Source organism: Streptomyces sp. NPDC101118 (genome assembly GCF_044759445.1).
In the GTDB taxonomy this organism is placed as follows: domain Bacteria; phylum Actinomycetota; class Actinomycetes; order Streptomycetales; family Streptomycetaceae; genus Streptomyces.
Genome location: NZ_JBIVZG010000012.1, coordinates 199,926 through 222,155 on the forward strand (window position 1 = coordinate 199,926; position 22,230 = coordinate 222,155).

Annotated in this window: 20 protein-coding genes and 2 pseudogenes; 9 read left to right on the forward strand and 13 right to left on the reverse strand. The window is 74.9% G+C overall.

The annotated features are described in order from the left end of the window. Nucleotides 1-867 carry a hypothetical protein gene (locus ACIQUQ_RS20795; RefSeq protein ID WP_403977773.1) on the reverse strand — a complete coding sequence of 289 codons (867 nt, stop codon included), beginning with the start codon at nucleotides 865-867 and terminating at the stop codon, nucleotides 1-3. A gap of 86 nt (nucleotides 868-953) precedes the next feature. On the opposite strand from ACIQUQ_RS20795, the gene ACIQUQ_RS20800 reads away from it, so the two are divergent. Beyond that, nucleotides 954-1,409: a DUF3592 domain-containing protein gene (locus ACIQUQ_RS20800; RefSeq protein ID WP_403977775.1), complete on the forward strand. Its 456-nt coding sequence runs from the start codon at nucleotides 954-956 to the stop codon at nucleotides 1,407-1,409. A 4-nt stretch (nucleotides 1,410-1,413) separates the two neighbouring features. On the opposite strand, the gene ACIQUQ_RS20805 is transcribed toward ACIQUQ_RS20800, so the two are convergent. The 3 genes and pseudogenes from ACIQUQ_RS20805 to ACIQUQ_RS20815 form a co-directional block, all read right to left on the reverse strand. Continuing rightward, nucleotides 1,414-1,704: a hypothetical protein gene (locus ACIQUQ_RS20805; RefSeq protein WP_403977867.1), complete on the reverse strand. Its 291-nt coding sequence runs from the start codon at nucleotides 1,702-1,704 to the stop codon at nucleotides 1,414-1,416. Then, a pseudogene (locus tag ACIQUQ_RS20810) lies at nucleotides 1,667-2,044 on the reverse strand (helix-turn-helix transcriptional regulator); the annotation flags it as partial. The pseudogene ACIQUQ_RS20810 and the gene ACIQUQ_RS20805, both read right to left, overlap by 38 nt. 175 nt (nucleotides 2,045-2,219) lie before the next feature. After that, complete coding sequence (locus ACIQUQ_RS20815) at nucleotides 2,220-3,350, reverse strand: NADH:flavin oxidoreductase (RefSeq protein ID WP_403977777.1); 1,131 nt, start codon at nucleotides 3,348-3,350, stop codon at nucleotides 2,220-2,222. 154 nt (nucleotides 3,351-3,504) lie between these two features. On the opposite strand from ACIQUQ_RS20815, the gene ACIQUQ_RS20820 reads away from it, so the two are divergent. Further along, nucleotides 3,505-4,008, forward strand: a complete 504-nt coding sequence (locus tag ACIQUQ_RS20820) for a MarR family winged helix-turn-helix transcriptional regulator (protein ID WP_403977861.1) — start codon at nucleotides 3,505-3,507, stop codon at nucleotides 4,006-4,008. 236 nt (nucleotides 4,009-4,244) lie between these two features. Here ACIQUQ_RS20820 and ACIQUQ_RS20825 read toward each other — a convergent pair whose 3' ends face one another. The 3 genes from ACIQUQ_RS20825 to ACIQUQ_RS20835 form a co-directional block, all read right to left on the reverse strand. Then, nucleotides 4,245-4,880 (reverse strand): hypothetical protein, encoded by a 636-nt coding sequence (locus ACIQUQ_RS20825; protein ID WP_403977779.1) that lies wholly within the window; start codon nucleotides 4,878-4,880, stop codon nucleotides 4,245-4,247. A gap of 114 nt (nucleotides 4,881-4,994) precedes the next feature. Then, a complete protein-coding gene (locus ACIQUQ_RS20830) occupies nucleotides 4,995-6,530 on the reverse strand; it encodes a carboxylesterase/lipase family protein (RefSeq protein ID WP_403977781.1) in 1,536 nt (511 codons plus the stop codon). A gap of 106 nt (nucleotides 6,531-6,636) precedes the next feature. Then, nucleotides 6,637-7,623 (reverse strand): oxidoreductase, encoded by a 987-nt coding sequence (locus tag ACIQUQ_RS20835; RefSeq protein ID WP_403977783.1) that lies wholly within the window; start codon nucleotides 7,621-7,623, stop codon nucleotides 6,637-6,639. A gap of 220 nt (nucleotides 7,624-7,843) precedes the next feature. Here ACIQUQ_RS20835 and ACIQUQ_RS20840 point away from each other — a divergent pair, with 220 nt between their 5' ends. Both ACIQUQ_RS20840 and ACIQUQ_RS20845 read left to right on the forward strand, forming a co-directional pair. Then, the gene (locus ACIQUQ_RS20840; protein WP_403977785.1) at nucleotides 7,844-8,401 is read left to right on the forward strand and encodes a TetR/AcrR family transcriptional regulator; all 558 of its coding nucleotides are present in this window, start codon (nucleotides 7,844-7,846) and stop codon (nucleotides 8,399-8,401) included. 151 nt (nucleotides 8,402-8,552) lie between these two features. After that, nucleotides 8,553-8,774 carry a hypothetical protein gene (locus ACIQUQ_RS20845; protein ID WP_403977787.1) on the forward strand — a complete coding sequence of 74 codons (222 nt, stop codon included), beginning with the start codon at nucleotides 8,553-8,555 and terminating at the stop codon, nucleotides 8,772-8,774. Between the two features lie 22 nt (nucleotides 8,775-8,796). Here ACIQUQ_RS20845 and ACIQUQ_RS20850 read toward each other — a convergent pair whose 3' ends face one another. The 4 genes from ACIQUQ_RS20850 to ACIQUQ_RS20865 all read right to left on the reverse strand — a co-directional run bounded on the left by ACIQUQ_RS20850 (nucleotide 8,797) and on the right by ACIQUQ_RS20865 (nucleotide 13,563). Then, nucleotides 8,797-9,390, reverse strand: a complete 594-nt coding sequence (locus ACIQUQ_RS20850) for an NAD(P)H-dependent oxidoreductase (RefSeq protein ID WP_403977789.1) — start codon at nucleotides 9,388-9,390, stop codon at nucleotides 8,797-8,799. A 63-nt stretch (nucleotides 9,391-9,453) separates the two neighbouring features. Continuing rightward, nucleotides 9,454-11,259 (reverse strand): carboxylesterase/lipase family protein, encoded by a 1,806-nt coding sequence (locus ACIQUQ_RS20855; protein WP_403977791.1) that lies wholly within the window; start codon nucleotides 11,257-11,259, stop codon nucleotides 9,454-9,456. Nucleotides 11,260-11,314: 55 nt separating this feature from the next. Next, entirely contained in the window at nucleotides 11,315-12,235 is a 921-nt protein-coding gene (surE, locus tag ACIQUQ_RS20860) for a 5'/3'-nucleotidase SurE (protein WP_403977793.1), read from the reverse strand. A gap of 83 nt (nucleotides 12,236-12,318) precedes the next feature. After that, nucleotides 12,319-13,563, reverse strand: coding sequence for an MFS transporter (locus ACIQUQ_RS20865; protein ID WP_403977795.1), 1,245 nt, complete (start codon nucleotides 13,561-13,563; stop codon nucleotides 12,319-12,321). A 684-nt stretch (nucleotides 13,564-14,247) separates the two neighbouring features. On the opposite strand from ACIQUQ_RS20865, the gene ACIQUQ_RS20870 reads away from it, so the two are divergent. The 3 genes from ACIQUQ_RS20870 to ACIQUQ_RS20880 all read left to right on the forward strand — a co-directional run bounded on the left by ACIQUQ_RS20870 (nucleotide 14,248) and on the right by ACIQUQ_RS20880 (nucleotide 17,903). Beyond that, the gene (locus ACIQUQ_RS20870) at nucleotides 14,248-15,009 is read left to right on the forward strand and encodes a phosphatase PAP2 family protein (protein ID WP_403977797.1); all 762 of its coding nucleotides are present in this window, start codon (nucleotides 14,248-14,250) and stop codon (nucleotides 15,007-15,009) included. A 149-nt stretch (nucleotides 15,010-15,158) separates the two neighbouring features. Then, nucleotides 15,159-16,733 carry a carboxylesterase/lipase family protein gene (locus ACIQUQ_RS20875; protein WP_403977799.1) on the forward strand — a complete coding sequence of 525 codons (1,575 nt, stop codon included), beginning with the start codon at nucleotides 15,159-15,161 and terminating at the stop codon, nucleotides 16,731-16,733. A 162-nt stretch (nucleotides 16,734-16,895) separates the two neighbouring features. Continuing rightward, a complete protein-coding gene (locus ACIQUQ_RS20880; RefSeq protein ID WP_403977801.1) occupies nucleotides 16,896-17,903 on the forward strand; it encodes a LacI family DNA-binding transcriptional regulator in 1,008 nt (335 codons plus the stop codon). Nucleotides 17,904-18,010: 107 nt separating this feature from the next. Here the strand turns inward: ACIQUQ_RS20880 and ACIQUQ_RS20885 are convergent, their stop codons facing one another. Further along, nucleotides 18,011-18,715, reverse strand: coding sequence for a phosphatase PAP2 family protein (locus tag ACIQUQ_RS20885; RefSeq protein ID WP_403977803.1), 705 nt, complete (start codon nucleotides 18,713-18,715; stop codon nucleotides 18,011-18,013). 6 nt (nucleotides 18,716-18,721) lie between these two features. Continuing rightward, nucleotides 18,722-19,663, reverse strand: coding sequence for an alpha/beta hydrolase fold domain-containing protein (locus ACIQUQ_RS20890; RefSeq protein ID WP_403977805.1), 942 nt, complete (start codon nucleotides 19,661-19,663; stop codon nucleotides 18,722-18,724). A 215-nt stretch (nucleotides 19,664-19,878) separates the two neighbouring features. On the opposite strand from ACIQUQ_RS20890, the gene ACIQUQ_RS20895 reads away from it, so the two are divergent. Both ACIQUQ_RS20895 and ACIQUQ_RS20900 read left to right on the forward strand, forming a co-directional pair. Continuing rightward, nucleotides 19,879-20,490, forward strand: coding sequence for an ATP-binding protein (locus ACIQUQ_RS20895; protein ID WP_403977808.1), 612 nt, complete (start codon nucleotides 19,879-19,881; stop codon nucleotides 20,488-20,490). A 98-nt stretch (nucleotides 20,491-20,588) separates the two neighbouring features. Further along, nucleotides 20,589-22,208 (forward strand): annotated as a pseudogene (locus ACIQUQ_RS20900) (AMP-binding protein); the annotation flags it as partial. Nucleotides 22,209-22,230 lie beyond the last annotated feature (22 nt).

Consider the following 22,230-nt stretch of genomic DNA (forward strand, 5'->3'; position numbering starts at 1 on the left):
TCAGGTGAAGGCCGGCAGGCAGAGGCGGTACGTGCCGTAGGCGGCGAGGGCCGCGAGGGTGAGGACGAACAGGGCCAGGACCAGTTCGCCCACCCTCGTCTGCCAGCCGGTGCGGAGGACCACCGCGGTCATGGGGTTCCGCGGATGGTAGGCGACCCGGACGGGCCTGCCCTTGTCGTCGCCGCTGATGTGACGGGTCACGCCGTCGGTGGCGGTGAAGGTGTTGGTGGTCTCGCCGTCCCGGTAGATCTGCTGCGCGTCCACGGTGATGCCGTAGCGGGGCAAATACCAGTCCTTCCACGTCAGCACCACGACGCCCGAAGCCAAGAGGGTGATGCCCACGCCGACCTCGCCCAGGAGCAGCGTCGCGATGCCCCGGCCCCAGTTTCCGTCGAGCAGTCCGACGGCGACGGCGAGGGCCCCGACCGCGGCGTAGCAGGCGTACGCCGGCCAGGTGTTCGGGGACCGCAGGCCGACGGGTACCTCGTGCTCGTCGGCGTCCTCCTCCTCCTCGTCGTCGAGGAGCAGGCTCCGGTGGACGACCAGCGTCGAGCCGTCCACCGTCGCCTCGCCCGCGCTGCGCTCCGGCAGCGCGGCGTTCACCGCTTCGGCGAAGACGGAGGCGGCGGCCGCGCTCACGTCCGTGATCCGGTACAGGGTCGGCTCGGCCCCCGTCGGCGCCGTCAGCTCGACCGACAGGTCACGCCGCTCGGCGTGGACGCGGGCGATCGCGGCGAGCGGGATGCGCAGCTCGGCGTCCGGGCGGCGCAGCAGCAGCTCCTCGCCGGTGGAACGGAGTTCGGTGCCCCGGTCGCCCTGGAGGACCGGTATGGGCGACGAGGACGACGAGGGCGGCGCGATCGACATGCGCGTGATCGTAAGGCGCGAAGTGCGCATGGGTGAAGGGGGAATGGGGGTCGCGGGCGAGGCGGGCGGTGCCGTACCGTCCGGCTGTGAACCTGGTGACCGCAGTGCTCGTATGTTTCATCGTCGCGTCCGTGCCGGTCTGCATCTTCGGCCTGATGCTGGTCTCCGGCGAGCGGAGCGAGCTGAAGAGGATGATGCGGCTGAGCGAGTCCGGCGTCGAGGTCCAGGCGCGGCTGGTGAGCCTGGTGCCGTTCGGCGAGCGGGGCTACGCTCACGTCGTGTACGAGTTCGAGACCCCCGGCGGCGGGATCGCCCGCCACGAGAAGGGCGCGTCGCGCGGTCCCGCGCACGTGGTCGGCCACCTGTACCCCCTGGTCCACGAGCCGGACAACACCAGGAGCGTGCACATGGGGACCCTGTCGACGGTCCGCAGGGAACGCAGGCGCCGCCAGGGCTACGTACGCAGCTCGCGGCGGATGGCACTCCTGGCCCTTGCGGCGGGCGTGCTGGCGACGGTGGGGCTGATCGTCAGCCCCTCGTGACCCGTCAGCCGGCGTGTCGGCCGGTGGCGCGCAGGGTGCGGTGGGCCGCCTCGCGGAGGTGGTCGAGTACGTCGGGGTCGGCGTCCAGGGTGTAGTCGGCGGCGAGGCCGGCCAAGGTGCGGGCGATGCGCGGGAGCGTGTCGTCCGAGGCGTCGACCAGGCAGGTGGCCCGGTCGAGCGGGCGGATGCGGGTGGCCCGGTGGCGGGCGTGGGCGCGTACGTCGTCGGCGGAGGCCCGTACGGTGGCGACAACCCGGTGACGGGCGGGGGCCGCGGACAGCCGGCCCGCGACCAAGGCGCCGGGGTCGCCGCCGGGCAGCGGCCAGGGCGCGCAGCGCCGTCTCGATGCCGGTCAGGCCGCCGGCGGCGGTCCGCAGGGCGACCGCGACGGCGACGGCCTCGTCGTCGGCGAGCAGCAGCGGGGGCAGGTCGGTGCCGGCGGCGAGCCGGTAGCCGCCGGCGTGGCCCCGGGCGCTCTCGACGGGGTAGCCCAGGTCGCGAAGCCGGTCGACGTCGCGGCGCACGGTGCGCACGGTCACCCTGAGGCGGTCGGCCAGGTCCGCGCCGGACCAGTCCCGGGGGGTCTGCAGCAGGGACAGCAGTCGCAGCATCCGGGCCGTCATGTCGGTGCTCATGCCCTCCACCATGACCGGCTCAAAGGACAGCTCCTGTCCTGAAAGGCCTGAAAGACCTGAAAGACCTGTGAGACCTGAAGGACCCCGGCCGGGAGCACGAACGCGCCGTGATGTCGGGCTGCCGACGTCACGGCGCGTTCGTGGGCCCGCCTCCTGCCCGTCCACCGCGTGCCCGCTATCGGCTGAGCGTGCCCAGCGCCGCCGCGTCGTACGGCTTCAGCTCGTCGAAGCGGTTGCCGAGGACCTTCGCCGCCCACTGCGGGTCCTGCAGCAGGGCCCGGCCGACGGCCACCATGTCGAACTCGTCGCGCTCCATGCGGTCCAGCAGGTTGTCGATGTCGCCGAGCGCCGCCCCCTCCCCGACGAAGGCGCGGATGAAGTCGCCGTCGAGGCCGACCGACCCGACGGTGATCGTCGGCCGGCCGGTGAGCTTCTTCGTCCAGCCCGCCAGGTTCAGGTCCGAGCCCTCGAACTCCGGCAGCCAGTAGCGCCGCGTGGAGGCGTGGAACGCGTCGACCCCGGCCGCCGCCAGCGGCGCCAGGATCGCCTCCAGCTCCTCCGGGGTCTCCGCGAGGCGGGCGTCGTACGCCTCCTGCTTCCACTGCGAGTAGCGGAAGATCACCGGGAAGTCGGCCGAGACGCGCTCGCGGACCGCCGCCACGATCTCCGCCGCGAACTTCGTACGGGCCACCGCGTCGCCGCCGTAGCCGTCGGTGCGGCGGTTGGTCCGCTCCCACAGGAACTGGTCGAGCAGGTAGCCGTGGGCACCGTGCAGTTCGACGCCGTCGAAGCCGATGCGCTCGGCGTCCGCGGCGGCGTCGGCGAACGCGCCGATGACGTCGTCGAGGTCGGCGCGGGTCATCGCCCTGCCGGTCCCCTCGGTGCCGTCGACGCGGATGCCGGAGGGGCCGATCGCGGGCGCGTCGGCGTACGGCTCCTGGCCCTGCTTGCGCACCATGCCGATGTGCCACAGCTGGGGCACGATCGTGCCGCCCGCCTCGTGCACGGCCGCGGCGACCCGCGCCCACCCCGCGAGCTGCTCCTCGCCGTGGAAGCGCGGCACCCGGTCGCTCTGACCTGCGGACTCGTGGCCGACGTAGGTGCCTTCGGTGACGATCAGGCCCACGCCCGCGGCGGCCCGGCTGGCGTAGTACGCCTGCACGTCCTCGCCGGGCACGCCGCCGGGGGAGAACATCCGCGTCATCGGCGCCATCGCGATGCGGTTGGGGACGGTCAGGCCGTTCAGCGTGACGGGCCGGGACAGGATCTCGGCCGCGCGGGAGGCGGTGGACGTGGTGACGGTCATGCGGGTCCTCCGGGTTGAGGCTGTGGCTCGTCGGGTGGCAACGAGAAGTGCATAGTACACACGCTATGTATCATGCATATTGCCGCACCCGGAGGGGTCCCCGGGCCGCCGGGTCGGCGATAATGGGGCGCCGGAAGGAGCGGGAGGCGTAGTGCTGGAGAGACTGGAGCGGGAGCTGATGCTGCTCTCGCGGCACCAGGTGCTGGCCCGGCGCGAGCGCGACCCCGAGCGCCTGGAGCGGTCGGCGTACCTGCTGCTCAGCCGGATCGACACCCAGGGACCCATGTCCATCGGGCAGTTGGCCGATGCCTTCGGGCTCGACACCTCGACCGTGAACCGCCAGACGGCCGCCCTGCTGCGCTGCGGACTGGCCGAGCGCGTCGCGGACCCGGACGGCGGCATGGCCCGCAAGCTGCGCATCACCGACGAAGGCGGCCGCCGGCTCGCCGGAGACCGCGAGGTGAACCGGGCGTGCCTGGCCCGGGTGGTCGCCGGCTGGTCCCCCGAGGAGGTGCGCGAGCTGGAGGACGTACTGGTTCGCCTCAACCGCAGCGCCGAGGGCCTCGAAGGCCGCTACTGGCCCCGCCCGGAGGGTGCCGGGCCCTGCGCCGTACGCCCCGTGCCCGACGGGCAGGAACCCGCGACGCCCGCGCCCTAGGCGTGCCGCGTACGGATCCCGTTGCCGGGCGCGGCGGTTGGGGCGCGAGAGCGCATTGGCCTAGACCTATTGTGCGGCCCTCTTCGTGGCGGTACGTTCGTGCCCGGCTGCGCAGCCGGACGCCGAGGGCCGGGCCGCCGGCCAGGCCGATGCTCCGGCGCGAGGGTTTCGGGCCGCGCCAGTTCTGGACCCCGGCGGAGGGGTAGCCCCGATCCTCCGGCCGGACGCGCGGCTGGTCAGGGGCACGTCTCGTCGGTCTTGACGACGGTGAACGCGACGGGCTGCCCGTTCAGCCTGGTCCCCGCCCCGGGGTCCTGGGAGCAGACCTTCCAGTTGGACTCCTGAAGGACCATGCGGTTCTCCAGCGCGTCCCTCACCAAGATCGACGCGTTGGAGGGCAGGGAAGCCCGGACGGCCTTCATGCCCTGGCCGACGAAGTTCGGCATGGTACTGCCGACGGGCTTCGGCCCCGGCGCGTCCACGGCGGGACAGGTCTCCTCCAGTTTGACGGCGCCGAAGTCGATCGTGGCGCCGGTGTCCACGGCGTCACCGCCGGGTGGTGTCTGCGAGCAGACCTTCCAGTTCCGGTCGAGGGCCTGGAGCCGGTCGCGGCCGAGCGCGTCGTGTGACGTCAAGGCGTGGAACCCAGCGGCCTGCGCCTCGTCCTGAGCGGTCTGGAGTCCCTTGCCGACGAGGTCCGGCAGCCTGGCCGTCTTCGCGCCCGGCGTGCGGTCGGCGCCGGTCGCGGAGGCGGTCGGTGAGGGCGTGCCGGGCGCGGGGGCCTTGCCGTTGCCGTCGGCCTGCGGGGTGCAGCCGGTGACGGCCAGGGCGGCGGCCGCGACGAGCACGCCGGCGGTGTGGTGTGTGCGCATTGCGCCATGCTCGCGGGCGCGGGGCGCCCATGTGGTGTCCGTGACCGCTCTGTGACGGGTGAAGGGCCGGCGCAGGGGCAGTGCTCGGGGCCATGCGCCGGCCTCCCGCACGCCTTAGTGCCCCAGCAGCGGCAGCGCGCGGAACGCGTGGTCCTGCCAGAGCCGGCGCGAGGCCTCCTCCGGGTACGCGGCGAGGGCCGGCCGGGCGTCGAAGAGCTGTACGGGGCGCTGCGCGGGGTCGTACGCGGGCCAGCCGGGGTCGCCGTCGGAGGCGAAGGCCGTCCACGCGGCGCGCATGCGCGCGGACAGTTCCCCGGCCTCCGGGTCCGGGCCCTCGCCGATCAGCATCGCGGGCTGGCCGCGGTCGAGGTTGCCGAAGACCAGCGGTACGTCGAGGCCGTGGCAGGCGCCGAGGGCGCCGCCCATGCCCGGGGCGGGCCAGGTCAGCTCGTACACGTGGGCGCGGCCCCCCGCAGCGGACTGGGCCTGGCCGAGGTGGAGCGACGGCATGCGGAACAGCCAGTCGGAGCAGACCAGTTCGTACAGCTCCTCGGGACCCGCGTCGGGAAACGCCTCGCGGTAGCGGAGCGCGGCATCCGGGCCGGGCCCGTAGACGCGCAGCGCGGTCTCCGCCTGCTCGGGCGTGACCTGGCCGAGCACTCCGTCGAGCGCCGCCAGCAGCCGGGTCTCGTGGCGGGTGTGCCCGACGAGGAGTTCGACGTCCCGGCCCGCGCCGTCCGCCAGGGCCTGCCACGGGGTGGCGCGCAGGGTGTCACCGTCGACGACCGGCGAGAAGGGGATCGCCCGGTGCGCGACCGGCCCCCAGCGGTCGGCCCACTGCTCGGTCTTGGCGCCGACCGCGTCGCCGGCGGCGGCCAGCCGGGCGGGGTCCACCCCCGAGAGGTCGGCCGCGACGGGCCGCAGCCCCAGCTCCGCGGCGCAGGCCCCCGCGATGTCGGCGGCCAGCTCCGGCGTGAAGAAGGTGCCCTGCACGCTCTGGGCCACGGCCCGGCGGAACAGCCCGGCGGCGCGCCCGGTGGCCAGCAGGGCGGCGACCGACCCGGCACCCGCCGACTGGCCGAAGACCGTGACCCGGCCCGGGTCCCCGCCGAACGCCCGGATGTTGTCGCGCACCCACTCCAGGGCGGCGATCTGGTCCAGCAGGCCCCGGTTGGCGGGCGCCCCGGCGAGCTGCCCGTAACCCTCCAGTCCCACGCGGTAGTTGAACGTCACCACCACGACGCCGTCCCGCGCCAGGCGGCCCCCGTCGTACTCGGGAAGCCCGGACATCCCGATCGAGTACGCGCCGCCCTGGATCCACACCATCACCGGCAGACCCGCACCGGGACCGGGGTCGGGCGACCAGACGTTGACCGTCAGCCAGTCGTCGCCCGCCGCATCCGCCGCCAGCGCGTCCATGCCGAAGTGGCCACCCTGCGGGGGCGGCGGACCGTACGACACCGCCGGCCGCACCCCGTCCCACCCGCGTACGGGCCGTGGCGCGGCGAAGCGCAGCGCACCGACCGGGGGCTCCGCGAACGGGATGCCACGGAACACCGCCACCCCCGCTTCGCGGCTCCCCCGCACCACCCCGCCCGCCACACGCACTTCGGGCAGGTCCCCCGACGGCTCGGACGCGGCAACGCTCATCACAACGGTGCTCCCTCACTGGGCGGCGCGGACGCCGGGATCATCCCCCTGCGCCCCCGGCCCGCGCCAGCGATTTAGGGGCGTGTCGCGGGCCTCGGGAAGGCCGTCACACGGGGCGCGGCTCCGCCGTGGACCCGCTGTAGACCACTCCCGTGAGCCGTTCGGAGAGCGCCCACAGGCGTCGGGCCGTGGCCGCGTCGCGGAGGGCCCGTTCCCCGCTCCTCGGCACGGGCTCGCCCCGGAGCTGGAACGCCCCGTCGGGCACGACGTAGCTGCCTCCCGGGAGAGCGGGCACGGTCGCCGCGTACAGCGAGGTCCTGGCGCCCTCCGGCGTCGGGCGGAACGCGCTGCGCAGCAGCAGCCGCACCACCGCGCCGTACGCCCGGCCCCGGCTGCCGTTGGCGCCGCCGGTCAGCACGTTCGTGCGCGTGAGCCCGGGGGCGACCGCCATGCTCCGCAGCGGCAGTCCCGCGGCGTCGGCCCTGCGCTGGAGTTCCGCGGCGAAGTACAGGTTGGCGCGCTTCGACTGCAGGTACGCGGACATCGCCCGGTACCCGCGCTCCGCGTCGAGGTTGGCCAGGTCGAAGCGGGCGAAGCGCTGGCCCTCGCTGCTGACCGTGACCACGCGCGGATCCGGGGCGGCCAGCAGGTGCGGCATGAGCAGTCCGGTGAGCGCGAAGGTGCCGAGGTGGTTGACGCCGAACTGGGACTCGAAGCCGTCGGCGGTCCTGGAGAACGGCACCATGGCGATGCCGGCGTTGTTCACCAGGAGATCGAGCGGGCCACCCTCCCAGCCCTCCGCGAACCTGCGTACGGACCCCAGGTCGGCGAGGTCGAGCAGCCGCAACTCCACCTCTGCGCCGCGCACTTCCGTGCGCAGGCGCTGCAACGCGGCCTCTCCGCGCGCCCGGTCACGGCAGGCCAGCACGACCTGCGCTCCGTGGCAGGCCAGTTCGCGGGCGGTGACGTACCCGATCCCGCTGTTGGCGCCGGTGACCACGGCGCGCCGGCCGGCCTGGTCGGGGATGGAGTCCGGCGTCCACCGGCCCGGCAGGGAAGCGCCGGGGGACCGGTGGGAAGGGGCAGGGTTCACGGGAGACCTCACATCGGTGGTCGGCAGACGGGCAGGCGGCGGCCTGGGACAGGGCAGGGCAACGCCACGTCCGCCGCGCATCGCAACTCGAAGTTGCGATAGCCTGATGATGGAGTACGTTCCGTCCATAACGCAACTGGGAGTTGCAATGCAGTCTGCCGGGCCGTCCGGGTCACCGTCCCCGTCCGCACGGGGAGCCACAGTCGGCCGAGGGGCCAAGATGCGTGCCGCCGTGCTCGCGGCGACCGTCACCGAGCTCACCGAGACGGGGTACGCCGCCCTGACGGTCGAGGGCGTCGCCCAGCGTGCCGGCGTGCACAAGACGACGATCTACCGGAACTGGAAGACCGCCGACGCCCTGGTCACGGACGCGCTGACCGGCCACTTCGCCGCCGACGTCCCGATCCCCGACACCGGGTCGGTGGAGGGAGACCTGGGCGCGCTGGCCCGGGCCCTCGTCGCCACCATGACCACGCCCGCCGGCCGCGCCCTGCTGACCACCGTCCTCTCGGACGCCGTACGCCTGCCGCCCCTCGCCGCGATCAAGAGCGCCCTCTTCGAGGACCGCTTCCGGCGGGCGGAACCGGTCGTCACGCGGGCCGTCGAGCGGGGCGAACTCCCGCCGGCCACCGACCCCGCCGAACTCGTGAAGGCCCTGGTCGCGCCGATCTACTTCCGCCTCGTGTTCACCGCCGAACCGGTCGACGGAACGACCGCGGACCGAGCGGTGGCGGTCACGCTGGCAGCGGCACGGGCGGGCGCACTCCGGGCGGGGTGAGGCGGGGGAGCGGACACGGGCCCCCGCCCGAGCGGCGGGCGACCCGTGTACGCATGTTCGATTGGCGGCCGAGTGGGTATAAGGACAAGTTCGGCGCTGCCGACACGCCCTCCAACCCCACCACCCACTCGGTTCCACCAGGTGAGCAACGATGTCCCAGTGCAAGACCCCCGACTACCGCACCGGCCACCGCGGCCGGCACTGGACCCACGCATTGCGCAGCGCCCAGAAGTCCGGCGCGGTGATCGTCACCGACGAGACGGGCGACGTGGTCGGCTACAGCCCCGAGAGCACGGGCCCCGGCCGCTTCCGCCCCTGGATCACCCCGGCGGGCACCCGCTACGACAGCCACGACGTCCACCCGGAGTGGTGACGCGCGCGTCCGGGCCGCCATGTCAGGCCAGGAGCGCGGCCGCCTGTTGCCGTGCGTGGGCCAGCCACGCCGCGCGCTCCTCGCCGGACGAGTCGGTGACGGTGCGGAACACGACCCGCCGTACGTCGGAGACTCCCACGTACGGCAGGACGCATGCCGTCCAGATGTGGTGCAGCGGGTCCCCGAACTCGCTCGCCTCGCGGTCGGCGGGCGTGTCGGAGGTGTTCAGCACCAGCGCCCGGCCCGCCCTCAGGAGCCCGGCGGGCTCACCGTCCGCGGTGCCCAGCTTGTACGCGACACCGGGCGCCAGCACACGCTGCACCCAGCCGGTGAGGACGGCGGGCGGCATGCCCCACCAGTTCGGGTGGACGAACACCAGGGTGTCCAGCGTGGCCACCTCCGCCCGGTGCAGCGACACCTGCGCGTCGTGGGCGGGCGCCGCTGCCTCGACCGTCTCCGTCTCGTCCGCGGACAGCACCGGTGGGAACCCTTCGGCGCACAGGTCGTGAGCCGACACCGTGGCTCCCCGTGCACGCAGTTCCGCCACGACGGCGTCGAACAGCGCGTGGTTGAAGCTTCCCGGCCGCGGGTGTGCGACGTACACCCCTACCTGCATGGTTCCCCCCGGTTTGACGCGGACATCGCCGGCTGGCGCGGGTACGAGCCTCTCACAGCCGCGTCAGAGGGTGGCCGGGGCCAGGCCCTCCCAGAAGCCGCACCGGTGGGTGGTGGCGAAATCCGTCGAGGGGGCCGTGGTGGTCGGGTGGAGGGTCAGGGACGTGTAGGAGGCGGGCAGGGGGGATCCGGCGCCGGCCGCGGGCCAGGGGGGCCGGCCGGGTACGTTCGGGTCGCCGGTGCGGGCGAAGGCCGCCCAGTGGCGCTTCATCCGCCCCGCGAAGGCGGTCTGAGCCTCCGTCAGCGGACGGCCCGCCATCGTGAAGTCGTGCAGGTAGGCGAGTTCGGCGCTGTGCCCGTTGGACTGGTCGAGCCCGGGCACCTGGGCGCCGTACAGCGTGGGGGAGTCCGGGTCGTCGAACTCGTACGCGTAGGTGGGAACCTGACGTGCCAGCAGTCGCGCCGTCGTGTAGGTGTGGCAGGCGAAGGTCGAGTCCGTGAGGACGGCCGACAGGGCCAGGTACGGCGACGGGTACCCGGCGACCGGGTAGCGGGCGAGCACCTGCTCGGCGGCGGGCCCGTACCGGGCGCGGATCTGCCCGGCGTACTCCTCCGCGGTCAGCCGGGGCTGGGTGAGCGCCACGAAGAAGCGGGCCTCGTCCCTGGTGCTGCCGATCAGCACGGGCACCTTGTTCCAGGCCCCGGCCGCGAGGGCCGCCGCGGGCTCGGCCGGCAGCAGCCCGTCGCCGTACGCGGGCCCGGACACCGGCAGCGTGACCGCGGCGTCGACCAGCCGGGCCACGGAGGCACCGCGCAGGCAGGCGGCCACGGCGGCCGGGTCGGCACAGCCCAGCCGGGCCGCGTACGCGCGGGCCTGCTCCTCGGCCTGTACCCGTGCGGGCGCCCGCAGGAGGGTGCACGGGCCGCTCTGGAGCACGGCCCGGGCGAACAGGCCCCGGGCCCGCGGGGAGGCGAGCATCGCACAGACCGAGCCGGCGCCCGCCGACTGGCCCGCGACGGTGACCGCCGCCGGATCGCCGCCGAAGCCCGCGATGTTGCGCCGGGTCCACTCCAGGGCGGCGATCTGGTCCATCAGCCCGTACGACCCGGAGCGGAGCGGATCGCCGCCGGTCAGTTCCGGCAGCGCCAGGTAACCCAGCTGCCCGAGCCGGTAGTTGATGCTCACCACCACCGTCCCGGTGAGCTCGGCCATCGTCCGGCCGCCGAACTGGGTGCCCGTCCCCTGGCTGTACGCGCCGCCGTGGATCCAGAACAGCACCGGCAGCCGGGACCCGGGGTGCGCCCCGCGCGGCCGGTAGACGTCCAGGTACAGGCAGTCCTCACTGACCGCCGACGGGTCCCGGAGGCCGAACGGAGAGAACTGCGGGCAGGCCGGGGCCTGGGTGCCCGCGTCCCGGGGCGGGCCCCAGGACGCGGGCGGGCGCGGCGCCCGGAAGCGGTCTTCCCCCACCGGAGGCGCCGCGTACGGCACCCCCAGGAACTCCTGGGCGCCGCCCCGGTCCCGCCCGACGAGCGGACCCGGGGCGGTACGGACCACCGGGCGCGCCGCCGCGTCGCCGACCGGCAGCGCCCAGGAGGCAGCCCCGGCGGCCGGTGCGAAAGCGGCCGGGGCCAGGACAGCAGGCGCCACGACTGCCTGCGCGAGGAAGGCCGGCGCAGGGACGGCGGGCGCCCGCACAGCTGCTGCCCGAGCGGCCGTGCCCGCGGCCACCGCGGGCGGTGCGGCCGTACCGAGCAGGGCGCCGGCCGCGAGCAGCGCGGCGGCCGGCAGGGCGGCGGCCGGCAGGGCGGCACGTGTGGGCGTCCTGGAACGGCCGGCCCGTGGGGCCGCCGGGGGATGCGAGGTCATGGTGCCTCCTTCGGATGGTGTCCGTGCCGGGTGGGGCGGGGGAGCGGACCGGGAGCTACGGGCGCAGGCCGGCCAGCAGGGCGGCCACCCGCGCGGTGTCGGCCGGACCGCTGTTCCAGTCGGCCGACATGGGGCTGACGGCGACCTTGCCCGCCGCCACCGCCTCCACGTCGCCGCCCTTGGCGGGCGTCCGCAGGCCGAAGCGCACGGTCACCTTCCAGGTGCCGTCACCGGAGTCGGTGAAGTCGGGCACCAGCGGCGACTGCGGGTCTTGGAAGGTCACGGCGGAGCCCTCGGCGCGGCCGGTGCCGTCCGCGCCGACCACCGGGTGGTTCACGTTCAGCCCGGTTCCGCCCGGCAGCAGCGGACCCGAGCGGGCCCGGGACCGCAGCCGGTCGATCAGCTTGACCAGGAAGTCCACGGTCGGACCCATGGCGTTGACGGTGGTCACGGGGTCGGGGGCGGCGAGGCCGCCGGTGCTGACGGCGATGGCCGGCACCCCGGACTCCAGGGCGGCGACGGCGCCGCCGACCGTGCCGGAATGCGTGGCCAGCGAAGCCACGTTGGGGCCGAAGTTGGTGCCGGAGACCACCAGGTCCGGGGCCGCGTCCTCGAAGACCTCGGAGAGCCCGAAGGCCACGGAGTCGCCCGGAGTGCCGTCCACCGCCCACACCTTGGGCTCGGGGTGCCGGACGGAGACCGTGCTGCCGCTGAGCATCTTCGTCCCCGTACCGCTCTGGTTGGTGAGCGGGGCGACGATCGTCACGTCGTGCCCGGCCTCGGTCAGGCGCCGGAACGCCGCACGGATGCCGGGGGCGCTGTAGCCGTCGTCGTTGGTGAGCAGGATCCGCAGCGGGCGCGGCTCCGCGCCGAGGGGGGCCGCGGACGGCTGCTGGGCCGCCGCCGGGGCGGTGCCGGCCAGCGCCGGGGTGCACAGCAGCAGCGCGGCCAGGGGCAGAAGACGCTTGGTTCTCACGGAGGGTGCTCCTTGGGATGCGGGTGACGACGGACGGTGCGGACGGTGGTGCCGGGCCGTGCGGTGAGGGCGGCGGCCGCCGGTCAGCGGACGCTCCGGATCGGGAGGATCGCGAGCGCGCCGACCAGTGAGAGCGCGCCCCCGACCAGGAAGAGCGGGGTGTAGCCGCCGAACGCCGTGACGACGGCGGAGGCGACGAACGGGGCGACGATCTGCGGGCCCGCGTTGGCGATGTTGAGCACGCCCATGTCGCGGGCGGCGTCCTCCGCCTTCGGCAGCACGAGGGTGACCAGGGCGGTGTCCACGGCCATGAAGCAGCCGAAGGCGAGGCCGTTGAGCGCGTTGAAGGCGATCATCCCGGTCCAGGTCGGGCTGACCACGGGGATCACCATGACCAGCCCGGCGAGCGCCGCCGAGACGCCGACGAACACCTTGCGCCGGTTCCAGCGGTCGGAGAGCAGGCCGCCCACCACGGTGGACACGGCCATGGCGGCCATGGTCACGGGGGTGAGCACGGCCATGGCAGCCGGCGGGGTCAGCCCGGCGGGCAGCTCGACGTGGTCGCCCAGGATGTACAGCTGGTAGCCGATGACGGAGAAGTAGCCGAGCACCATCAGGGCGCGGCCGATGAACGCCCAGCGGAAGTCATGGGCGGCCAACGCCGAGAGGAACGCCCGCAGTTGCGTACCGAAGGGCACGGCGGGCGCGGGGGCGGTGCGGCGGACGTCGCGGCAGAAGAAGGACAGCAGTACGGCGGCGCCGGCGATGACCGCACCGAAGACCAGGTAGCCGGTCTGCACCCGGTCTGCGGTCTGGGAGGCGATCAGGACGCCGACGGTGCCGCCGATCGGCAGGCCGAGCCCGACGAGCGCGGAGGCGGTGCCGCGCCTGGCCACCGGGATCCGGTCGGGCACGATCGCGGTGACCGCTGCCTGGTACGCGTTCATCGTGCCCTGCACCAGGCACCAGCCGATGCCGACCAGCAGCGCGGTGTCCACGGAGCCGAGGAAGGCCAGGCCGGCGAGCGAGGCGAGGGCGCCGCCCAGGATCCAGGGGTTCCGGCGGCCGGAACGGTCGGAGAGGGCGCCCGCGACCGGGTTGCAGGCGGTCGCGAAGACGGAGCTGATGCCGCCGATCAGGCCCAGGACGGCGACCTTGTCGTCCCCGGCGATGGCCGCGACCTGCGTGGGCAGCAGCACGGAGCCGACGCCCATGTAGACCGCGAGCATGGCGGCGTTCGCGATGAGCAGCAGCAGGAGCAGGCCGCGCACGCGGGGGTGCTCCGGCGGCGCGTCGGGATGGGGCTCGATGACGTCGTTCGTGGTCACGGCGACTCCTCGGGGACTGAGCGGAGAGGGTGCGGGGCGGTACGGCGGGTCCGGTGGGCGGTGCTGAGGAAGGACCCGGAGGTACGGCGACAGAGCGGTGCGGAGTTACGGGAATTGAGCGCGGAGTCGCGGAGGGGGAGGCGCGGCGGCGCTCGACCGGCGCTGCGGCTCGGCTGGTTACACGTGTTACCGAGCGGCTCAGGAGACTGTGTAGCACCCCGCGAACCGGCGCGCCAGGGTTACGGCACGGTCGTTATCCAGCCGGTGGGACACGTGTAACCGAGTTGGTACTCGGTTTTCGCGGCCCGGCGCCCTGCGGGGGTTGCGGCGGCCGACGGGAATGCGCCATGCTCCCTGCCGTCCGGCACGGGTGACCCCGGCCCCGCCCGCCGGACCGCGCGTCCTGCCGCGCTCCCCGCTCCCTGCTCCCGGCGCCCGGCACCCCGGGCTCCCCGCCGCCGCTGCCCGGCACCCCGGGCTCCGGCGCTCGCCGCTCCTGTTGCCCGGCACCGCGGGCGCCTGCGCTCCCCGCTCCCGCAGCCCCGCCGCCCGGCACCCCGGGCCCCCGCGCTGCGCCTTCCTCCCCCTCCCCGCCGCGGCGCCCCCGTCCCCGCTCCCGGCGCCGCCGCCGTGAAAGGCCCCGCCATGCGCGAACCCGCTCGGCACACCCCTGTCCCGCCCCCGGTGCCACCCACCCGGGGCGCCGGCCGCCCCGCCGACCCCCGCCACCCCTTCGGCCCCGACCCCGACTCCATCCCCGTCCCGGACGCGGTACGGCCCACCGGGCACCACCTCCCCGCCGTCCCGCCGCGTTCCACCACCGCCTGGGGCTGCGTTCTGATCTCCCTGGCCGCAGCGATCGGGCTCTTCCTCCGTGGTGACGGGCCACCCTTCTTCCAGGGCCTGGACGACTCCTGGGAACGTGCGATGGACGGCTCGCGCGCCGGCGCCGTCTCCGGGCTGGCCGTCGTGCTGGACCGGCTCGGCGGGCCCCTCGGCGTGGTCGTTCCCCTCGCGCTCGTCGGCTGCCTGTGCGTGTACGGGCGCTGGCGCTCCGGGCTGTTCGCCTTCGCCGCCGCCGTGGGGGCCAACATCCTGGTCGTCCTGCCCCTCAAGCAGCTCGCCGACCGCCCGCGCCCGCCGCACCCGTGGGTGCTGGTCAACGACGGCTCGTACCCCTCGGGGCAGGTGTTCACGGCCGCGACGCTGGTGGTCGTCACCGGGCTCCTCCTGTTCCCGCCCCGGGTGCGCCGCTGGTGGTGGCCGGCGGCCGCGCTCTACGTCGGCGCCATGATGTGGAGCCGCACCTGGCTGCACGCCCAGTGGCTCAGCGACACCGCGGCCGGCGCGCTGGCCGGCGTCGGGGCGACGCTGCTCCTGTGGCGGGCCTTCCGCCCCCTGCTGCGCGAGGAAGGGGAGCGGCTCGCGGCCGGCCGCCTGTGGTGAACCCCGCCGGCGTCCGCATCGCGGCGACCCGCCCGCGGGCGCGCGCCAACCCCACTCGCATGTCGCTTTCTTGACGACCGTTGAAAGAGCGCAATACATTCGTGTCGCCGACCGGTAGCGGATTCCGGCGAGCGAGGAAGGATGTACCCATGGGCATCACCGAAGGCCCGGAACTCGCCCGCGTCACCCTGCCCGGCGGCGGTCTCCAGGGCGCCGTCGAGGAGGGCCTCTGCGTCTTCCGTGCGGTGCCGTACGCGGAGCCCCCGGTCGGCGCCCTGCGCTGGCGCCCGGCCCGGCCGCACCCCGGCTGGGAGGGCGTCCGGGACGCCACCACCGACGGTCCGAGCGCCCCGCAGATGTACCTGGAGGGCGGGGACCCGGTCCTCGGCGGCCACGGCGAACCGCCCTTCGACGACGACTGCCTGACGCTGAACGTCTGGACGCCGGCACCCGACGGCGCCGCCCGGCCGGTACTGGTGTGGATCCACGGCGGCGGTTTCGTCTCGGGCTCCGGCTCGCTCCCCGGCTACTCCGGGGCGACCTTCGCCCGCGACGGAGACCTCGTCGTGGTGACCGTCAACTACCGCCTCGGGCCGCTGGGTTACCTCTACACCGGCGAGAAGGACGGCGACGGCGACCCGGCCGGCAACTTCTGGCTCACCGACCAGCTCGCCGCGCTCCGATGGGTCCGGGACAACATCGCGCGCTTCGGCGGCGACCCCGACCGCGTCACCGTCGCCGGGCAGTCCGGCGGTGCGGTGTCGACCGCCGCCCTCGCCGGACACCCGGAGGCCCGGGGCCTGTTCAAGCGGGTGATCCTGCAGAGTCCGCCCTTCGGCCTGCGCCTGCCCGGCCCCGACGCCTGCCTGGAGCGCACCCGGGCGTACCTGGAGACCGCCGGGGCCGACGGCGTCGACCGGCTCCGCGAGCTGTCCTGGCAGACGCTCGTCGCCGCCGGGGGAGGGCTGTACGCGCGCACCGCGCGCTGGGGCTACTGGCCCACGCCGTTCCTCCCGGTGATCGACGGCACCACCCTGGACCGTCACCCGGCCGAGACCCTGCTGTACGGCGCGGCGGCCGACGTCGACGTACTGCTCGGCTGGACCCGGGAGGAGGCCAACTTCGGCTTCGCCCTGGACGGTTCGTACGCCTCCGCCACCAAGGAGCAGGTCGTCGCCCGGCTGGCCGACACCTTCGGCGGGGAGGGTGCCGAGGGGGCGTACGCCGCCTACGAGCGGGCCCGCCCCGGCGCCCGGCCGGCGGACGTGCTCATGGACCTGATCTCGGACGAGCTGTTCCGGGTGCCCTGCCTGGAGCTGGCCGAAGCGCGCGCCGCGCTCGGCCGTCCCGTCTGGGCGTACCAGTTCGACCTGCCCACCCCCGCGTACGAAGGCCGGCTGGGGGCCGCGCACTGCCTCGAACTCCCCTTCGTCTTCGACAACTTCGACGCCTGGTCGCACGCACCCTTCCTGGCCGGCCTCGACCCGCGGGTCGCCGGGGGCCTGGCCCGCACCATGCACCGGGCCTGGATCGCCTTCGTCCGCACCGGCGACCCCAACCACCCGGGCATGCCCACCTGGGAGCGGTACGACCGGCCCGCCCGCGACACCATGCGCTTCGACACCGTCACCGGACCGGTCCAGGACCTGGCGGGCCCCAGCCGCCGGCTCTTCGAGGACCGGGCGGACGCGGAGGGGCGGCGGAACCGGGTCGGCCTCGGGTAGCCCCCGCACCACCTCTCCTCGGGGCGGTCCCGGCCCGCCCGCCGCCCCGACCCGGCCCCGGGTGCCGCCCCTGGCACCCGGGGCGGCCGCGGTTCGGCGCTTGACTCGTGTAACCTGCACACAGGAGAGCAGCCCCGTACAACAGAGAGCGACGAACGCGCCATGGCCAAGGAGAAGGCGGCCCCCGCATCGGTGACCAGTGCGGACGTGGCCCGGCTGGCCGGGGTTTCACGTGCCACCGTCTCGTTCGTGCTCAACGACACGCAGAGCCACCGGGTCAGCGAGAGCACCCGGACCCGCGTGCGTGCCGCGGCCGCCCAGCTGGGCTACGTACCGAACGCCGCCGCCCGGTCCCTGCGCGCGGGGCGCAACAACCTCGTCCTGATGCCCAGCTCCGTCTCGGCCATCGGCCGGCTGGTCAGCGAGTGGGTCGACGGCCTGCTGAGCGAGCTGGAGCGACACGGCTACACCGCCGTCATGCACGCCGGGCGCTTCACCGACCCGGTGGAGGCCGCCCGCGCCTGGGCCGAGCTGCGGCCGGCCGCGGTCCTCGCCCTCGACGGCGACCGGTTCACCGCCCCGGCGGCCGAGGTGCTCGCCCGCGCCGGGGTGCGCGGGATGCTCGCCTTCGCCTCCCGCCCGGTGGCCGGGGTCCACACCATCGCCTTCGACCACGAGGCCATCGGGGCCGTCGCCACGGAGCACCTCGTCGCCCGGGGCCGGACCAGGATCGGCGTGGTCATCCCCCGCGAGCGAGGCCTCGACACCTTCGCCCGCTCCCGGCTGGCCGGCGCGGAGCGGGTGGCCGCACGCCATCCGGTCACGGTGACGCCGGTCGAGCTGTCGTACACGCGGGAGTCCGCCACCGAACTCGCGGGCCGCTGGCGGGAGCTGGGCCTGGACGCCGTCTTCGCGTACAACGACGAGTACGCGGCCCTGCTGATGCACGCCCTGGTCTCCGAGGGCCTCTCCGTGCCGGGGGACGTGGCCGTGGTGGGCTGTGACGACCTCGTGCTGTCGGCCCTGCAGCAGCCGCCCCTCACCAGCGTGGCGCTGGACCTGCCCACCCCCGCCGAGATCGCCGACGCCCTGCACGCGCTGATCACGGAGGGCACGGCCCCCCAGGTCCACGGCATCGCACCGGTCCTGGTCCACCGCCAGTCCTCCTGACAACGTGTAGTCCTGACGCCGGCAGTCCTCCTGCCGGCGGACGGCCGGCCCAGCGCAAGGGGAGGCCCCCGGGAGAACGCGTCTCCCGGGGGCCTCCCGCGGTCACCTCAGCCGAGTACGGCCGGCGACCGCCCGGCCCGTGGCGCCCCCTCGCGCGCCGCGGAGCCGCGTCCTTCCCGGGCGAGCACGGGCATGAAGGCGCGCCACATCAGCAGCGCCGCCCCCGCCCCGGCCGCCGCTCCCGCGACGGTGTCGCTGAGCCAGTGGGCGTGCAGCCAGGTACGGCTCCACATCATGGCCAGCGTGAACAGCGTGCCCGCGCACCACCAGGCCCGGCGGCGGGCCACCGGCACCAGCAGCGCACCGGCGAGCACCACGAGCGCCGCCGCCCCGGCCGCGTGCCCGGAGGGGAAGGAGCCGTGGTCCACCCTCACGAGGGGGTTCTCGGGGCGGGGACGGTCCACCAGGTGCTTGAGCCCTTGGACGACGGGCAGGCCGGCGCCGAGGTGGCCGACGAGCAGGCAGCACGCGGACCAGCGGCGCCCGCGGACCAGCAGCCAGGCCAGCATCCCCAGCGGTACGACGACCCCCAGGGGCCCGCCGAACCAGTCGAGGAACGCGGCCGCCGCGGCGGCGAGGCCCTGGTGCGGGCCGCCCATCAGCTCCAGCCAGCGCTGGTCGAGCCCCTGGAAGGGCGGTCGTGCGACGTCCGCGCGGACGACCAGCGCCAACAGGGCCGCGGCCCCGGTGAGCAGCAGGCCGAGCGGCAGCACGCCCGGGGTGCGGCGCGCGGGAACGGATCTTCCGGTCATGGCGGCTCAGGCACCCAGGTGGCGGGCGAGGAACGCGACGCTGCCGGTGACGATCGGGGTGACGTCCGCGGTGCCGAGGAAGATGTGGTCGGCGCCCTCCACCGGCTGCAGTTCCGACTCTCCGCCGGCCGCCCGCAGTGCGGCGTGCAGCGCCTCGCTCTGGCTGTAGGGGACCAGCCCGTCGTGGGTGCCGTGGACCAGCAGGAACGGCGGCGGGGTGGCGGCCCCGTCCGCGTACGTCACCGGGCTCGCGGCCCCGGCCAGCGCCGGCCGCTCCTCCTCGGTGCCGCCCAGCAGGGCGTCGTAGGGGTCGGGGAACTCGACGCCGGGGGGCATCGGGGGCATGCCGTGCTCGCGGATGGCGGGCAGGTCGGAGACCCCGTACCAGTCGACGACGGCGCGGACCGAGGTGTCGCCCTCGCCCACGCCCTCGGTGCCCTCCAGGCCGTCGGCGCCCGGGCTGTGGGGGCCGGTCAGGCCCGCGAGCGCGGCCAGGTGGCCGCCCGCGGACTCGCCCCAGACGGCGATGCGGTCGGGGTCGATGCCGAAGGCGTCGGCGAACTTGCGGACGTACCGGATCGCGGCCTTGACGTCGTGCAGCTGGGCCGGGAAGGGCGCCTCGAGGCTGTGGCGGTAGTCGATGGAGACCAGCGCGAGACCGGCGGCCAGGACGGTGCCGTGCAGCAGCTCGGCGGGGACGGTCGGCGGCGGGTAGCGCCGGTCGCCCTCCAGCCAGCCGCCGCCGTGGATCCAGACGACGGCCGGCAGCGGCCCCTCGGCGGCGGGCACCAGGACGTCCAGGAGCCGGGGCCGGTACCCGGGCCGGGTGGCGTAGGTGACCCCGTCGAAGCGGCGGACGCCGTCCTCGGTGGTGACGGGCGGCACGGGTGCCTGGAACGGCGGGGGCGGCCAGCTCATGTCGAGCTCGGCCGGGAGCGATTGCGTCATTGCGGCCCTTTCGCGGGGGAGGCGGTACCGGCCGAGATCCGTAACTTTTGTCCGGATTTGCTTGCGCCGGCCGCCGCGCGGTGCTTAACGTGTTACACGTGTAACAACGGACTCTAGCGAGATGGATCCGGCCACGACAAGGTCACTGGCCAACACATCTCCCGGCTCATTACACGAGCAACCCGCCCGGCCGTACTTTCCCCCGGGAGCCCGCCATGCTCACCGCCGCCGCTCACCCCGCCCCCGCCCCCTGTCTCGCCTCGGGCGCCGGCTGCAGTGCGGCCCCCGCCGGCGCTGCGGGGGCCGGGGGTGCCACCCCCGCGCCGGGACCCCGTCTCGCGCGCTGGGCCTCCCGGCCCACCGCCGCCTGTGTCCCGCTGCTGCGGGCCCGGGTGCGCGCCGCGCTCGCCGAGTGGGGCGTCTCCGGCGAGCTCGCCGACACCCTGCTGCTGGCCGTCGCGGAACTGGCCGGCAATGCGGTGCGCCATGCCGCGCCCGCGACCGACCGGCTGCGCGTGACGCTGGCCGTGGGTGCCGGCCGGCTGTGGCTGGAGGTCGAGGACGGCGACCCGACGCCGCCGGCCATCCCCGGACCGCGCACCGCCTCCGCGCCCTGTGCCGACGCCGCCGCCGGGCCCGGCTTCGAGCCGGCCTTCGAGTCCGGCTTCGAGCCGCCTGCCGGCGCCGCCCTCGCGGTCGATCCCGAGGCCGAGGGCGGCCGCGGGCTGCTGATCGTGGGCCTGCTGGTCGCCGAGGCGCGCGGCCGGCTCAGCGTGCGGTCGCACCGGTCCGGCAAGACCGTCCGGGTGTGCGTGCCCACCACCTGAGACCGCAACCTCGTTTTGTCGAGCTTTCTTGACGCTCGACAAATTATCGAGATACTTGCTCCATCCTCCCCGCTGCCCCCTGATCGAGGTGCCGCCCCATGGAGCTCTCCCCGTCCGCCCACGCGGACTCCTTCTGCCGAGACCGGCTTCCCGCCCCCGCCCTCTGGCCCGAACTCCACTTCGAACTGCCGGAGTTGAGCTATCCCGATCGCCTCAACTGTGCCGCCCGCCTGCTCGACGAAGCCGTCGACAGGTGGGGCGCCGACCGCCCCTGCCTGCTGACCCCCGACGACCGCTGGACCTACGGCGACCTGCTGCGGCGCGCCAACCAGGTCGCCCAGGTGCTCACCGAGGACCTCGGCCTGGTGCCCGGCAACCGCGTCCTGCTGCGCGGCCCCAACACCCCCTGGCTGGTGGCCGCCTGGTTCGGTGTCCTCAAGGCAGGCTGCGTGGCCGTCACGACGATGCCGCTGCTGCGCGCCGCCGAACTCACCGAACTCCACGACATCAGCCGCCCCTCGGCCGCCCTCTGCGACCACCGCCACCTGGACGAACTCGAGAGGGCGGCCACCGGCGCCCTCCCGGTCCTCGCCTTCGGCGGCCCGGACGCCGCGGACCTGGCCGCGCGCTGCGCGGCCAAGGACGGCCGGTTCACCACCGTGGCCACCGCCGCGGACGACGTCGCCCTGATCGCCTTCACCTCGGGCACGACCGGGCGGCCCAAGGCCACCCTGCACTTCCACCGCGACGTCCTGGCCACCGCCGACACCTTCTGCCGGCACGTGCTCAAGCCCCTGCCGGACGACGTGTTCGCCGGCTCCCCGCCGCTCGCCTTCACCTTCGGCCTCGGCGGACTCGTCGTCTTCCCGCTCTCGGTCGGTGCTTCGGTGCTGCTGACCGAGCAGGCCACCCCGCTCCAACTGGCCGACTACGTGGCCGAATTCGGGGTCTCCGTGCTGTTCACCGCGCCCACCGCCTACCGGGCGGTGCTGGCCGCCGGAGCGGCGGACCGGCTCGCCGGGCTGCGGCGCTGCGTGTCCGCGGGGGAGGCCCTGCCGGCCTCGGTGTGGGAGGAGTTCCACGCCGCCACCGGACTGCGGATCATCGACGGCATCGGCGCCACCGAGATGCTCCACGTGTTCATCTCCGCCGCCGACGAGGACATCCGGCCCGGCTCCACCGGCCTGCCCGTCCCCGGCTACCGGGCGGTGGTGGTGGACGACGCGGGCGATCCCGTACCCGATGGCGAGCCAGGCCTGCTGGCCGTGACCGGCCCCACCGGCTGCCGCTACCTCGACGACCCGCGCCAGACCTCGTACGTACGCAACGGCTGGAACCTGACCGGCGACACCTACGTCCGGGACTCCGACGGCTACTTCCGGTACGTCGCCCGGGCCGACGACATGATCGTCTCCTCCGGCTACAACATCGCGGGGCCCGAGGTGGAGAAGGCCCTGGCCACCCACCCCGACGTGGCGGAGTGCGCGGTCGTCGGCGCCCCCGACGACACCCGCGGGACGCTCGTCAAGGCGTACGTCGTCCTGCGCCCCGGCGCGGCCCGCGGCGCGCCCGCGGTGAAGGCGCTCCAGGACCACGTGAAGGCGGCCATCGCCCCGTACAAGTACCCGCGCGCGGTCGAGTTCGTCACCGAGCTGCCGCGCACCGGCAACGGCAAGCTTCAGCGGGCCGAACTGCGCAGGAGGGCCGCCGCACGGCCGGCGGGCATCGCCGTGGAGCGCC

Coding starts and splice junctions, on each gene's coding strand:
- ACIQUQ_RS20895 (WP_403977808.1), top strand. CDS start 19,879: ATGCTCACCGCCGCCGCTCACCCCGCCCCCGCCCCCTGTCTCGCCTCG.
- ACIQUQ_RS20840 (WP_403977785.1), top strand. CDS start 7,844: ATGCGTGCCGCCGTGCTCGCGGCGACCGTCACCGAGCTCACCGAGACG.
- ACIQUQ_RS20815 (WP_403977777.1), bottom strand. CDS start 3,350: ATGACCGTCACCACGTCCACCGCCTCCCGCGCGGCCGAGATCCTGTCC.
- ACIQUQ_RS20875 (WP_403977799.1), top strand. CDS start 15,159: ATGGGCATCACCGAAGGCCCGGAACTCGCCCGCGTCACCCTGCCCGGC.
- ACIQUQ_RS20850 (WP_403977789.1), bottom strand. CDS start 9,390: ATGCAGGTAGGGGTGTACGTCGCACACCCGCGGCCGGGAAGCTTCAAC.
- ACIQUQ_RS20795 (WP_403977773.1), bottom strand. CDS start 867: ATGTCGATCGCGCCGCCCTCGTCGTCCTCGTCGCCCATACCGGTCCTC.
- ACIQUQ_RS20855 (WP_403977791.1), bottom strand. CDS start 11,259: ATGACCTCGCATCCCCCGGCGGCCCCACGGGCCGGCCGTTCCAGGACG.
- ACIQUQ_RS20885 (WP_403977803.1), bottom strand. CDS start 18,715: ATGACCGGAAGATCCGTTCCCGCGCGCCGCACCCCGGGCGTGCTGCCG.
- ACIQUQ_RS20845 (WP_403977787.1), top strand. CDS start 8,553: ATGTCCCAGTGCAAGACCCCCGACTACCGCACCGGCCACCGCGGCCGG.
- ACIQUQ_RS20880 (WP_403977801.1), top strand. CDS start 16,896: ATGGCCAAGGAGAAGGCGGCCCCCGCATCGGTGACCAGTGCGGACGTG.
- ACIQUQ_RS20825 (WP_403977779.1), bottom strand. CDS start 4,880: ATGCGCACACACCACACCGCCGGCGTGCTCGTCGCGGCCGCCGCCCTG.
- ACIQUQ_RS20830 (WP_403977781.1), bottom strand. CDS start 6,530: ATGAGCGTTGCCGCGTCCGAGCCGTCGGGGGACCTGCCCGAAGTGCGT.
- ACIQUQ_RS20890 (WP_403977805.1), bottom strand. CDS start 19,663: ATGACGCAATCGCTCCCGGCCGAGCTCGACATGAGCTGGCCGCCCCCG.